The sequence below is a fragment of the Bacteroides sp. AF20-13LB genome, assembly GCF_003603065.1.
Taxonomy (GTDB): domain Bacteria; phylum Bacteroidota; class Bacteroidia; order Bacteroidales; family Bacteroidaceae; genus Bacteroides; species Bacteroides uniformis.
Genome location: NZ_QTMH01000004.1, coordinates 285,979 through 300,111, shown reverse-complemented (window position 1 = coordinate 300,111; position 14,133 = coordinate 285,979). Strand labels below are relative to the sequence as shown.

The window sequence follows — 14,133 nt, the reverse complement described above, 5'->3', positions numbered from 1 at the left end:
AGGGGATAAAACAAGGTTAGAACAATGCATCCTTCGTGTTGAAAAGTTTGCGTTCGTTCAGTTTCACTACCTTGCCGAATTTTTCCAGTCGCTTCAGGTCAATGTTCTTTGGGTTGCCCATGATGGAAATGCAGTAAGGTTTGTCTTTGATGTTCTCTTCGTAGAATTTCACGATGTCGTCAAAGGTCAGTGCATCTACTTTCGGCAGGTTTTCCTTTGCTGGGTCGTCTGTGTAGCCTCTGTAGCCCAAGTCTACCAGTTCCATGGCTTTGTTGCGGAAGCTGGGGTGACTGGTCAGCATGGCTTGGCGGAGGTAGCTCTTGATGTTGTCGATACGTTCCGGATTTTTCGGCATGTCGTTGACGAGACCCATCAGTACGTCCAATGCATCGTTTGCCTTGTCGTTCTGGGTACCGATGTAGCCGCGCAGATAGCTTGCTTTTCCGGCTATGCCTTGCGTGCCGACGAATGCGTAGGCTGTATAGGCCATGGAGCGTTTTTCGCGGATTTCGTTCAGAACGATGCCGGTGAAGTCAAGACCGAAGTATTGGTTGAATGCGCTACGCAGCACGTCGTCCTTTTTGTCAGCCTTCTGCATCGGGATGTAGAGGTGGATTTGGGCTTGTTCTGCATCGTTGTTAGGCAGGAAGTAGACGGTGTTTTCGGTCACCGGCATCATGTCCTTTGCCTGTGGGGAGTTGGACGGGCGTTCGTTGGCCACCAATGGGAGGTTCTTGCTCAGGATATCGTATACTTGGTCGAAGGGGAGTGTTCCGGTGAAGAACACCTTTGCCTCGTAGTTGGAGGCGCGGTTGATGTCGCCCGTCAGTTCTGAAATCTGTAATTCGTAAATCTCCTTGTCGGTCAGTTCCTTGATGTAGTCTGATTTCTCTCCGTAGAGCATGTACTGCCGCAGTGCTTCGTTCAGGATGCTGACGTTGTCTTTGCGCTGCTGGCGCATACCCATTGCCGAACCTTTCAGACGTGCCAGTTGCTTTTCGTCCAGTTTTGGCATCAAAATCTGGCGTGAAAGTAGCTGGCAGGCTTGCGGCAGGGTGGCTTCGTAGCCCTCCATGATGATGTAGAGGTTGTCATCATCGGCTGTCACGTGGCAGGTTGCGTTCAGCTTGCTGAGTTCTTCTTTCAACTCTTGCGGTTCGTAGGCCCCCATGATGCCTGCGTTGTTCATCAACTGGGCGGCATAGCCAAGTTTTGGGAATTCGCGTTCACCGGCTCCGTATTGTACAACCAACTGGAATACGTTATTCTCCTTGTTGGGTGTGTAGTACATCTTTGAACGGTCGTTCAGTTGCTTGATTTGCACTTCGCCGTAGTCTGCGAATTTCTCCTCCATCTGTCCGATGGGCAGGTTTTTGAATTGTGTTGCATAGAGCGATTCTTTTCCTATCGGAGGTTCTACGGGTTTGTAACCCGGCTTCTCAATCTTGGCGTTCTTGTCAGGCTTTCCTTTTTCGATATATAGGGCCAGGTAATTGTCTGACAGATATTTCTTGGCTACTCGCTTGATGTCGTCAGTGGTGATGGCCATAATCTTGTCCTTGTAATTGAGTATGTCGCCCAAGTCCTGCTCGTTGTAGAAGGCGTTCATCAGTATCATGGCCTTGTCCTCGTTCGACTCCATTTCCAGGTCGAACTGGCGGCATTTCTCGGCTTTGATGGCATCAATTTTCCAGTCCTCGAATTCTCCGTTGGCGATTTGCTGGATGGCTTTCAAGGCTTTCTTTTCGGCGCTCTTGGTCGACTCGAAACGGCGCTGGTTTTCGTCGTAGAGGGGAATGGCCGCTACGATGGCGCGTCCTTGTTCGCGGAAAGTACGGGTGTAGGCTCCGGCGCTGGTCAGTTCACCGTCCAGTACCAGCTTGTCCATAGTTCCGGTCTGACTGTTGTTGTTCAGCAGTGCCAGGGCGATGTCCAGAGCGTCTTCGTCGGGATGTCCGGCAGGTACTCCATTGAATACCATTGCCACTTGCGGGTAGAATCCTACTTTAGCCGAATACTGTTTGCGGCCCTTTATTTCGAGGTTCTGGTAGACCTTGCGCTCGGGTGCGGGCTTGGCAGCCAGACGTCCGAAGGCGGCATTGATGCGTCCGCTGATTTGTTGGGCTTTGATGTTTCCTACGAGTACCAGTACCATGTTTTCGGGGACATACCATTGTTCGTAAAATTCAATCAGCTTGCTCAGGCGGGGATTCTTCAAATGTTCGGGCAGGCCGATGATGGAACGGGAGTAAGGATGTCCCTCAAAAGCTTTCTCCATCACGAACTGGTTCTGTGCACGTCCCTGGTCATCTTGTGAACGGTTATATTCTTCGTACACGTTTTCCAGCTCCGACTGGAAGGAACGGAATACGGGATGCAGGAAACGTTGTGAGGAGATTTCCAGCCATTTGTTTATCTGATAGGCAGGGAAGGAGCTGTGATAGAAGGTCCAGTCATAGTAGGTGCCTGCATTCACCCCTTTGGCACCCATGCTTTCCATCAGGTTGGAGTATTCGTTGGGAAGTCCCAATTTTCCAGCTTTGACGGTCAGCTCATTGATTTCCTTGCTGATGGCTTCTTTTTTTGCCGGGTCGGCTTCTTCGGCCATCTGGTCGTACTTGGCGATGATTTCCTTGTAGATCGGTTCTTCTTCCGTCCAGTTCAGCGCGCCTATCTTGTCTGTTCCTTTAAACATGACGTGCTCCAGGTAGTGTGCAAGTCCCGTGTACTCTTCGGGGTCGTTGATGGAACCGGCACGTACGCCTACCAGTCCGAACACGTCCGATTTGGATTCATCTTCCCATATATATACGGAAAGACCGTTCTTCAGCTTGAACGCCTTCAGTCCTTGTCCGAAGGAGGGCAGGGAAATGATGAGGGCAGCCAGCAGAAGAAGTGACTTAAATTGAAATGATTTCATAAAATAAAGTGTTTTTATGTAATAAAAGTGTTTTCCTATATGTAGGCAAAGCTATAAAAAAATCACGTAACATTTACGAAATCTTCGGAAAAATGATGGTTTTCAGTATATAATATCACCCGTAAACTATCAGAGAGGGGGTGTAAACTGTCAAATGATAGTTTTCACCCCTAATAAAAACCGTATTCCGTCCCCCGGGGCTTCAAATCTTCCTTATACTTGCAATCGTAAAACCTAAACCATTATTAACTATTTAAAAATTGAGCAAAGTATGAATACTTACAGTTTTAGAAAAGATTTGCTTGCAGTGCAAGAAGAACTGCTTCGCTTTGCATACAAGTTGACAGCCGACCGGGAAGAAGCGAATGATTTGTTGCAAGAGACATCTCTCAAGGCTTTGGATAACGAAGACAAATTTGAACCCGACACCAATTTCAGAGGTTGGATGTATACCATTATGCGCAACATCTTTATCAATAATTACCGGAAAATAGTTCGCGAACAGACTTTTGTGGACCAGACGGACAATCAGTATCACCTCAGCATGCCCCAGGACTCTGGTTTTGCCAGTACCGAGGGTGCCTACGACCTGAAAGAAATGCATCGCATCGTCAATGCCCTTCCACGCGACTATAAAGTCCCTTTCTCCATGCATGTGTCCGGTTTCAAGTACCGCGAGATTGCCGAACGCCTCGGCCTTCCGCTCGGAACGGTGAAAAGCCGCATCTTCTTTACGCGCCAGAAGTTGCAGGATGAATTGAAAGATTTCATCTGATAATAATTTGATAGTAGCAATATGATATATAACATATTGCTTCTGATGAATTTTTAAGGGTTATTCTTGACTATATGTCAGAATAATCCTTTATATTTGTATATGTTAAGTTAACCGAAGGAAAATCTCTTATTATTGACTATGATGAAAAAGGAAATTAAATTCAGTCTTGTTTACCGGGACATGTGGCAGTCGTCCGGTAAGTATCAACCCCGGGTAGACCAGTTGGTACGTATTGCTCCGTTGATAGTTGAAATGGGTTGTTTTGCACGCGTTGAAACAAACGGAGGAGCTTTTGAGCAGGTAAACCTTCTGTATGGTGAAAATCCCAACAAGGCTGTACGCGCCTTTACCGCACCTTTTAGGGAAGCAGGCATACAGACGCATATGCTCGACCGCGGGCTAAATGCACTGCGCATGTATCCCGTTCCGGCAGATGTGCGCCGGCTGATGTACAAGGTGAAGCATGCCCAGGGTGTGGACATTACCCGTATCTTCTGCGGATTGAACGAGACGCGGAATATAATTCCTTCTATCAAATATGCTCTGGAAGCGGGCATGATACCGCAGGCTACGCTCTGCATCACGTATTCTCCCGTCCATACGGTGGAATACTATGCCAGTATTGCCGACCGGTTGATTGAAGCCGGGGCACCTGAAATCTGCTTGAAGGATATGGCGGGCATCGGACGTCCGGGTATGCTGGGACAGCTTGTCAGAACCATTAAGGAGAAGCACCCCGATGTGCTGATACAATACCACGGGCATAGCGGTCCCGGACTTTCCATGGCTTCCATTCTCGAAGTCTGTGAGAACGGTGCCGACATCATCGATGTGGCGATGGAACCCATGTCGTGGGGCAAGGTTCATCCGGACATCATCTCCGTGCAGGCCATGCTGAAAGACCTGGGTTTCCAAGTGCCCGACATAAACATGAAAGCCTACATGAAAGCCCGTGCCATGACGCAGGAGTTCATTGACGAGTTCTTGGGTTATTTCATGGACCCCACCAATAAACATATGTCCTCACTCTTGCTGAAGTGCGGTTTGCCGGGTGGCATGATGGGCTCCATGATGGCCGACTTGAAGGGAGTGCATTCCGGCATCAACATGATACTGCGCGGTAAGAACGAGCCGGAACTCAGTCTGGACGACCTGCTCGTCATGCTGTTCGACGAAGTGGAATATGTATGGCCCAAGCTGGGTTATCCTCCTTTGGTGACTCCTTTCAGCCAGTATGTGAAGAATGTGGCTTTGATGAACCTCATGCAGCAGGTAAAGGGAGAGGAGCGTTGGACGATGATAGACAACCATACGTGGGACATGATTCTGGGCAAGAGTGGACGCCTCCCCGGTACTTTAGCGCCCGAGATAGTGGAACTGGCTAAGTCCAAAGGCTTTGAGTTCGTGGATACGGACCCGCAGCTGAACTACCCGGATGCTCTGGATACATACCGGAAAGAGATGGACGAAAACGGTTGGGAATATGGCGATGATGACGAGGAACTCTTCGAGCTTGCCATGCACGACCGGCAGTATCGCGACTATAAATCCGGCGTTGCCAAGAAACGTTTTGAGGATGACCTGCAGCGTGCCAAGGATGCGGCGATGGCCAAAAACGGATACTCGGAAGAAGAAATCAAGAAGCTGAAGCGTGCCAAGGCAGACCCGATAATCGCGCCTTCCAAGGGGCAAGTGCTTTGGGAGGTTTCCGTCGAAGGTCCTTCTTCTGCTCCTTTCATCGGACGCAAGTACCAGCATGATGAGGTGTTCTGCTACATCTCTACGCCGTGGGGCGAATACGAGAAGATATGGACCGGATTTACCGGACGTGTGGTGGAAGTCTGTGCCAAGCAAGGGGATGTGGTCAATAAAGGGGATGTGATTGCTTATATCCAGCGAAGTGATATTTTTGCATAAAGTGGAGGATGACTGTTTTTCAGTCATCCTTTATCATCCAGCCATTTCTTGATGGTTTCCTTCAGCACTTCTTGAGTGAAGGGTTTGGTAAGGAAGTCGTTGCAACCTGCTTCCAGGGCAGCTTGCTTGTCGTGCTCGTAGGCATAGGCCGTAAGGGCGATGATGGGGATGTCCGGTACCAGTTCACGGATGATGCGAGTGGCGTCGATTCCGCCAAGGTTGGGCATTTTCATGTCCATCAAGATGAGGTCGGGGTGGACTTCCTCGAACATCGTTACGGCTTCCATGCCGTCTTTGGCATGTTTCAGCCGATAGAGTCGGCCTAAAATGGCGTTAATTAGGATGAAGTTGCTTTCTGTATCTTCGGCAATCAGGATGGTCTTGGAAGGAGGGGTAGGGAGTGCTCCGACCTCTTCATTCTTCGGGGAATCTCCGGGGGCTGCATTTTTGCCCCTCTGCTCTGTGGAGTGTGTCTCTGCTGTCGTTTCCTGGTTGTCCTCTTCTTTCTTTTCCGCCTCTGTTTTGCTGGTGGATTCCAGCGGGAGAACAAAAGTAAATGTGGTGCCTTTACCCACCTCTGAAGTGACGGATATGTTGCCACCCAGACGTTCGATGATGGTTTTGCAGATAGAAAGTCCCAATCCGGTGCCCTGGGCAAAGTTGTTCACCTTGACGAAACGTTCGAATACCCGGTCCACCTTGTCCGGTGCAATGCCCATACCCGTATCGGTGACGTGGAATGCTACATACTTGCCTTCCTGGCGATACCCGTAACTGATGTGCCCGGTGGTGGTGAACTTGAAGGCATTGCCTATCAGATTGGAAATGACCTGGAAAATCCGGTTCTTGTCTCCGTCAATCACGATATTCTCGTCAGAGGGTTCGTATATCAGTTCCACTCCTTCGGGACAGCGGAAAATATGTGCGTCGTGTATCTCCTTGCAGAGTGGATGGAGGCGTACGGGCGTGATGGTGAACTCCACGATGCCCGATTCTATTTTTGATAAGTCGAGGATTTCGTTAATGAGCTGGAGCAGGCGTTCGTTGTTCGATTCCACTATTTCGTAATAGCCTAGCCGTTCTTCCTCGTCGGTACTTTCGGCAATAATTCGTGAGAAGCCTACAATGGCATTGAGCGGTGTGCGTATCTCGTGGCTCATGTTGGCGAGAAAGGCAGATTTGAGCCGGTCGGAGGTCTCGGCTTTCTCCTTGGCTACGAGCAGTTCCCGTTTCATCTGTTCCATTTCCGTGATGTCCCATTCGATGTTCAGCAGGATGGGGGAGAAGTCGTTGCTTTCAATCTTCATCTTCCGTTTGTCCAGATAGATGGGATTTCCGTTTCCGTCGCGTTCTTCCGCAATCCAGTGCATCTCTTTGCCGGTTCTGGCTATTTCGATGTCTTGCGCCCTCTTTTCCTGGGCAGTATCCAGGGGATAAAAGTCAAAGTCATCCTTTTCCAATGCCTCTTGTATGGGGATTTCGCGGTTATATGATTCGCGGTTGCGGTAGAGGTACTTGAAGTTGTTGTTGATGTCCTTCACAACAATGCCTGCCGGGAGGTTTTCGATGATTTTGTCCAAAATCTGGTTGAACTGTTTGATTTGCTGCTCATGCCGGATGCGTGTCGATACGTCTCTTCCGAATGTCCAGATGGTTCCTTCCCCTTTGTCGCTTGTCACCCAATAAGCGTTTCCTTCAATGGCGAGTACTTCCGGACGCTTGGGCAGCGGATGGTAGACGATGTATCCGTGGTTCGTCTCTCCACGTTTGACACGGTTGGCAAACTCTTTCCAGGATGTTTCATCCCTGCCGTATGAGGGCAGGTCGTATATCTTCATCCGGGTGATGTCTTGGCCATTACCGATGCCATGCCGTTCCTTGAAGCAACGGTTGCAGAATATCAGCGTGCCGTCTTCGTGTGCCGAATAAATGTCCTCGGTGGAGTTGTTGATGGCATGTGTCAGCAGATTGATGTCGTTGCGCCGTTTCTGTATGTCGGTAATGTTCTGTATGTATCCTTCTATAGTGACATTCCCGTCTTTCTGCCGTTCGCGGGCAAACGCTTTGAGGCGGATATAGAAAATGTTTCCTTGGAGGAAGATGCGGTAGTCCACGCTGTTTTCCATCTTGCCTTTCAGATTCTCTTTCATCCAGCCGGTAAAGCTTTTCCGGTCTTCAGGAAGGATGAGTTCCAGATAATTGTCCATATTGATGTGCTGCACCTCTTCCGAACACATGATGCCCGTATGGCCTGCATAACAGAATATGCGGGTCTGGGTATCGTATTGCCAGTTTCCGATGAGGGCGGCCTTTTGTATTTCGTTGAGCTCGTGGTTTTTCTTTTCGAGTTCCAGTTTGCGCTGGCTGCGTTCTGTGATGTCGCGGTACTGGCAGAGGACCATGCCGTCGTACGGGTACATGATGCATTTAAAGTAATAGGTAGTGTGACCCAGTGTCATTTCGTAATTATGGACTGAACGTACCTTTTGCGTCAGTACCTTCTTGAACTCCGGATATACTTGGTAGTAAGTGGACGGCGGTATCAGTTGGAACAGATTCTTGCCCAGCAGCTTTTCTTCCTTCATGAACCAAAGGTTTACATTGTGCACTGCGATGTCCATGCAAATGCCGTCCCGGTTCAGAAGGAGCATGGTATCTGACGTCAGCTTCAATAGTCTCTCGGCGTTTTCAGCTTGTTTCAAAATGTTTTTCATTCTTACAGTATTAGTTTCATGCCCTTCTGGCCTTCTCCCATGCGCCGCTTGCATTGCCTTTGCGCTTGTGCAGGTAGTTGAATCCTCGTATGACGTTGACGTTCATGAAGAGGAAATAGTAGGGGATGAAAAGTATCTTGTTTTTTATATGCTTCATTGAAAGGTAGTACCCCCAACTTCCCATGAGGTAGAAAAGAGCTTGTAACAGCCAGATGATGGCATACAGTAATGGCGTGCTTGTCGTAAAGATGAGAATTGTGTTGAGGGGAAGCAATAGGAACAATAGGATAGGAGTGAGCGACCAGCGCAGCACCCGGTGGGAAATATATTGGAAACAGAATGTGCCGTAACGGAATGGGTTGAGCAGCGGACGCAGCCGCCAGATGGATTGCAAGCCCCCGGCAGCGATGCGCACCTTGCGCTTTTCTTCCTCGCGCATGTCTGCCGAGCCGCTTTCTACGGCATAGGCATTGGCACAATAGGCAATGGTGTGTCCCTGCATGACGATGCGCAGAGAGAGTATGAAGTCGTCGAGCAGCGTATCTGTCTGCATTTCCTCGAACAGCTCGCGGCGCACGGCAAACAGTTCACCCGCTGCGCCTACTGCCGAATAGAGGCGTGCGTCGAGCGCTTTGAGGGTGGATTCGTATTTCCAGTATAGCCCTTCTCCCCCCGAGGCAGCATTGTCCTTGCTTTGCACGGCGATACGTTTTTCGCCTGCCACGCATCCCACTTTAGGGTCGGTGAAGGCGTGCACTATCTCCCGCAGGGCTTCGCGGTTGAGGTGAGTATTGGCATCGGTGAACACGACAAGGGGCGTTTCTACGAAATGTATACCGCGGTTCAGGGCGGCTGTCTTGCCTTGGCGTTGGGGTTGGTGGAGGACGATGGCTTGCGGCCAGTGGGAGAGGCGTTCGTTGGTATGGTCGTTGCTGCCGTCGGTCACCCAGAGGATGCGTAGCTTGTCGGCGGGATAATCCAGCTCCAGGCAGTTGCGCATTTTTTCATCCACTACATCTTCTTCGTTGTAGGCGGCGATAAATAGCGTCAATGGGGGTAAAGCATCGTCGGCAGGCATCGGACGGGGCGCAGGCTTACGGAAACATTCTTTTATCTTGACCAGGATATATAATAGTATACCATATCCTATATAAGTATAGAACACTATGAATAAACTTATCCAGAAGAGTACTTCAAGGGCTTTCATGTATCCGCTCGTTTGCTTTCTTTTTTGATAAAAAGAAATGTGATTGCCAAAAGTATGGATAATCTTTTACCGATGCAAGAAAAATAAAAGAAAAATAAAATGTTTGTTTCTCAAGGTGTTCCGATGTTATAAGGAAGTGAGCTTCCTATAGAGGTGAGCTTGAATAACCTTGTGAGTGAGAGGCGATTAAAGGCTTTCAAACATCATTCTCCATAGGAAAGGGATGGGCAGGTAGGCAGGGCGTTACTCAAAACGCTTCTGTCATATTGAAGTAAAACAACATCTGGTTGTTTACCGTGTTTTTGCCTAAATCCAGGCGGACGTTCATGCGTGGCTGTACCTCAATGCGTAGACCTACACCATAGTTGGGCAGTACACCCTCTATCTTGCCGGGAGTGGGGCCCATGAAGCCGCAGCCGGTCCAGGCTACAAAACCTATGTGGTTGAGCATCCGCTTCACCCAAGTGCTGCGGTCGGTATTGAGCATCTGTCTGTACTCTGCCATGACCACATGCGAGGACTTGTCGCGATATTGCCCCATGTAGTAGCCGCGCAGGTCGAAAGGCGTTCCGGTGAGGGCATATTGCGTCAGAGGGACGTCACCGAACACGTTCTTGGTCTGTGCCGTCCACGCGAGCACCCTGCGCTTGCCCAGTGACTTGTATTGGCGGTAGTCTATCTCTAGGCGGTAGAAGGTCTGGTCGCTGCCGATGAACTTGGCGTACATCATGCCGCGGAAATCCAGATACATACCACGGTAGGCGTTGGCAGGGACGTCACGGCTGTCGTATGTCAGCAGGAAACCGAGGCCGGAGTTGAAGTTGTTATAGCCATTAGCCGTACCGCCTGCCTCTTTGTACGAGGGTTCGTCCACCAAGAACTTGCCGGGCTCCGTCAAGTGGTCGTAATTGATGTCGATTTGAGGTCCGGCAAAGATATTGCTGTTGCCCAGTCGGAAAAGGAACCAGGGGTTGATTTGCACGCCGCTGTACCGGTATTTGCTGGTACTGTCGCTTCGTACATAATCTTTATTGGTATTATAGCCGATGCCGTAAAAGTTTTCTTCCGTATTTTTATAGCTGAACTTTCCGAAGATACGGAAACGGTCGCCCTTAAAGAAGAGTTGCGGTTTGGAGAAGAGATTGATGCCACCGTTGAACATGAAGGCGATGGCCATGGGCACTACGGAGCGCAGCTGCGTGGTGTCGCTGGGGTTCATACGGAAGGTCATTAGGGCGCTTCCTCCCAGCACGGCACCGAAGTCGGGGGTGTAGCTGGGTCCGCCCAGAATATTGTAATGCAGATTCCGACGCGCTACCTTTTGCTTGCGTAGTTCTTTTTTGGTCAGTGCAGGAACGCTGTCGTTTGTGGCGGCCGCAGTCTGTTCCTGGGCATAAAAGGTGGTGGCGAACAGCACCAGTGCGATAATGCTTAGTATATATCTTTTCATGTCGTACGAAATGTGGGTGCAAAGGAAACTATTTTATCCCGAATAGTTTTCACTGTAATAGATAATAAATCTAAAGATGTCACTAAAATTATCAAAAAAGACATTACTTTTGTCTGCTTCACGAAGCAAGACATCAATAACTAAAAACACATAATCTGAATGAAGAAACGATTTTTATCTGTAATTGTTCTGAGTGCCGCACTGTTCTCTGTGCAGGCACAAGAGGGAAAAGGGGGTATCAGCCCCGAAATGCTTGGACAAATCAAGCAAAGTTATCAAGGCACGGCTGCCGACAAGGCGCTCCGCAATGCCATAGGCAATAATGACATCCGTAAACTGGCACTCAACCAGGAGAATATGCAGGGCATGGATACCCACTTCTCCATCAAGGTAGAATCCAAAGGCATCACCGACCAGAAGTCGTCTGGCCGCTGCTGGCTGTTTACGGGGCTGAATGTGATGCGTGCCAAGACTCTTGCCGAATACGGTTTCCAGTCTTTCGAGTTCTCCGAAGTCTATCCCTTCTTCTGGGACCAGTTGGAGAAGGCAAACCTCTTCTTGCAAGGCATCATCGACACCTCCAAGAGTCCCCTGACTGATAAGACCGTAGAATGGCTCTTCCAGCATCCGCTGAGCGATGGGGGTACCTTTACCGGTGTGGCCGACATTGTTTCCAAATACGGCCTTGTTCCCAAAGATGCCATGCCCGAAACAAACAGCAGTGAAAATACCTCCCGCATGGCCAACCTCATCTCTCTGAAGCTGAAAGAGTATGGTCTGCAACTGCGTGACATGGCTGCCGCCGGTGCCAAGCCCGAAGCTCTGGAGAAGGAGAAAACTACGATGCTCGGAACCATCTACCGCATGCTGGTGCTGAACCTCGGTGTACCTCCCACGGAGTTCGACTATGTCCGCCACGATGCCAAGGGTAATCCTGTGGAGACAGAGCATCACACTCCCATGTCTTTCCTTGAGAAATATGGAGACAAACAACTGCTGACCAACTACGTAATGCTGATGAACGACCCCAGTCGCGAGTATTACAAGTGCTATGAAATAGACTATGACCGCCACCGTTACGACGGCAAGAACTGGACTTATGTCAACCTGCCCGTAGAGGAGATCAAAGAGATGGCCATTGCCTCCTTGAAGGACAGCACCATGATGTACTTCTCTTGCGATGTGGGCAAGTTCCTGAACTCCGAACGCGGTCTGCTCGATGTGAAAAACTATGACTACGAATCACTGATGGGCACCACCTTCGGGATGGACAAGAAGCAACGTATCCAGACTTTCTCCAGTGGCTCTTCCCACGCCATGACCTTGATGGCCGTTGACTTGAACAAAGACGGAAAGCCCGTAAAATGGATGGTAGAGAACAGTTGGGGAGCCGCTTCCGGTTATCAGGGACATCTCATCATGACCGACGAGTGGTTCAATGAATACATGTTCCGTCTGGTAGTGGAGACAAAGTATGTTCCCGCCAAAGTGATGGAACTGTTTAAACAAAAGCCCGTCTGCCTGCCGGCATGGGACCCGATGTTCGCTGAAGAAAAGTGATGATAAGGATTAGGGGTTAGGGATTAAGGATTAGTGGGCTGCACTATGATTCCGCAGGGTATTAATCCCTAATTCTTAACCCCTAATCCTTGTTCTCGTGTTCGTTAACGAAAGGGATTACGGAAATTTCTCCGTAATTCCTTTCTTTTTTACTCTTTATTCACGTTCTTTTTTGCTACTTTTGCGGCAAATTAATGAAACCATTATTTTAAATAAACGCATGGCAAATGTAATTAAGTTACGTAAAGGCCTTGACATCAACCTGAAAGGCGCTGCTGCCCAGGAACTTGTGTCTGTTAAGGAACCGGGATTCTATTCGCTGGTTCCCGATGACTATACAGGCATCACTCCGAAAGTGGTGGTCAAAGAGCAGGAATATGTGATGGCCGGGGGACCCTTGTTTATCGACAAGAATCATCCTGAATTGAAATTTGTTTCGCCCGTTAGCGGCGTAGTGACAAGCGTGGAGCGTGGTGCACGCCGCAAGGTGCTGAACATCGTCGTAGAGGCTGCCACTGAGCAAGACTATGAGGAATTCGGCAAGATGGACCCGTCCAAGATGAGCGGCCAGCAAGTAAAAGAAGCTCTTTTGCAAGCAGGTATGTTCGCTTTCATCCGCCAACGTCCGTACGACGTTATCGCTGATCCGACGGTAACTCCGAAAGCTATCTTCATTTCGGCTTTCGACAGCAATCCGCTGGCTCCCGATTTTGAATTCGCGCTGAAGGGAGAAGAAGCAAACTTCCAGACGGGACTCGACGCTTTGTCAAAGATGGCAAAGACGTATCTGGGTATTAGTGTAAAACAAAAGTCTGCTGCTCTTGTGCAGGCAAAGAACGTTACCGTAACAGCTTTTGACGGACCACATCCGGCAGGCAACGTGGGTGTACAGATTAACCACATCTCTCCGGTAGTGAAGAGTGAAACGGTCTGGACCATCAGTGCCGAAGCCGTACTCTTCATCGGACGTCTGATGAATACCGGTCGTGTGGACATGACCCGTACGGTGGCTGTAACGGGTTCCGAAGTGTTGAAACCCGCTTATTGCAAGCTGAAAGTCGGCGCTCTGTTGACGAACGTTTTCAAAGGTAACGTGACTACCGACAAAGACCTCCGCTACATCAGCGGCAACGTGCTGACCGGTAAGAAAGTTTCTCCGAACGGCTTCCTCGGCTCTTTCGACAGCCAATTGACCGTTATTCCCGAAGGAGATGAAATCCATGAAATGTTGGGTTGGATTATGCCGCGTTTCAATCAGTTCAGCGTCAACCGCTCTTACTTCAGCTGGTTGATGGGCAAGAAGGAATATGTGATAGATGCCCGTATCAAGGGTGGTGAACGTCACATGATTATGTCCAACGAATACGACCGCGTATTTCCGATGGACATCTTCCCCGAATACTTGGTGAAAGCAATCATTGCAGGTGACATCGACCGTATGGAGGCTCTGGGCATCTACGAAGTAGCTCCCGAAGACTTCGCTCTCTGCGAATTCGTATGTTCTTCCAAAGTGGAAGTGCAGCGCATCGTACGTGCAGGGCTCGATATGCTTCGTGCCGAAATGGCATAATCGGGGCGTATGGCAAA

At 49.5% G+C, this 14,133-nt stretch carries 8 protein-coding genes; 4 read left to right on the top strand and 4 right to left on the bottom strand.

What is annotated here, in order from left to right:
• Positions 1 to 16: 16 nt before the first annotated feature.
• Complete coding sequence (locus tag DWX62_RS06310) at positions 17 to 2,920, bottom strand: insulinase family protein (protein WP_005828298.1); 2,904 nt, start codon at positions 2,918 to 2,920, stop codon at positions 17 to 19.
• 271 nt (positions 2,921 to 3,191) lie between these two features.
• Here DWX62_RS06310 and DWX62_RS06305 point away from each other — a divergent pair, with 271 nt between their 5' ends.
• Positions 3,192 to 3,695, top strand: coding sequence for an RNA polymerase sigma factor (locus DWX62_RS06305; protein WP_005828302.1), 504 nt, complete (start codon positions 3,192 to 3,194; stop codon positions 3,693 to 3,695).
• A 144-nt stretch (positions 3,696 to 3,839) separates the two neighbouring features.
• The gene (locus DWX62_RS06300; RefSeq protein WP_025835515.1) at positions 3,840 to 5,615 is read left to right on the top strand and encodes a biotin/lipoyl-binding protein; all 1,776 of its coding nucleotides are present in this window, start codon (positions 3,840 to 3,842) and stop codon (positions 5,613 to 5,615) included.
• A gap of 23 nt (positions 5,616 to 5,638) precedes the next feature.
• Here the strand turns inward: DWX62_RS06300 and DWX62_RS06295 are convergent, their stop codons facing one another.
• From DWX62_RS06295 to DWX62_RS06285, 3 genes are all read right to left on the bottom strand, one after another.
• Positions 5,639 to 8,329, bottom strand: a complete 2,691-nt coding sequence (locus DWX62_RS06295; protein ID WP_120172651.1) for an ATP-binding protein — start codon at positions 8,327 to 8,329, stop codon at positions 5,639 to 5,641.
• 16 nt (positions 8,330 to 8,345) lie between these two features.
• On the bottom strand, positions 8,346 to 9,536 hold the full coding sequence (locus tag DWX62_RS06290; RefSeq protein ID WP_035448293.1) for a glycosyltransferase family 2 protein: 1,191 nt from the start codon (positions 9,534 to 9,536) through the stop codon (positions 8,346 to 8,348).
• A gap of 247 nt (positions 9,537 to 9,783) precedes the next feature.
• Positions 9,784 to 10,986 carry a BamA/TamA family outer membrane protein gene (locus DWX62_RS06285; RefSeq protein WP_005828308.1) on the bottom strand — a complete coding sequence of 401 codons (1,203 nt, stop codon included), beginning with the start codon at positions 10,984 to 10,986 and terminating at the stop codon, positions 9,784 to 9,786.
• A gap of 159 nt (positions 10,987 to 11,145) precedes the next feature.
• On the opposite strand from DWX62_RS06285, the gene DWX62_RS06280 reads away from it, so the two are divergent.
• The gene (locus tag DWX62_RS06280; protein WP_117713465.1) at positions 11,146 to 12,546 is read left to right on the top strand and encodes a C1 family peptidase; all 1,401 of its coding nucleotides are present in this window, start codon (positions 11,146 to 11,148) and stop codon (positions 12,544 to 12,546) included.
• A 220-nt stretch (positions 12,547 to 12,766) separates the two neighbouring features.
• Positions 12,767 to 14,116 (top strand): Na(+)-translocating NADH-quinone reductase subunit A, encoded by a 1,350-nt coding sequence (locus DWX62_RS06275; protein ID WP_008663256.1) that lies wholly within the window; start codon positions 12,767 to 12,769, stop codon positions 14,114 to 14,116.
• Positions 14,117 to 14,133 lie beyond the last annotated feature (17 nt).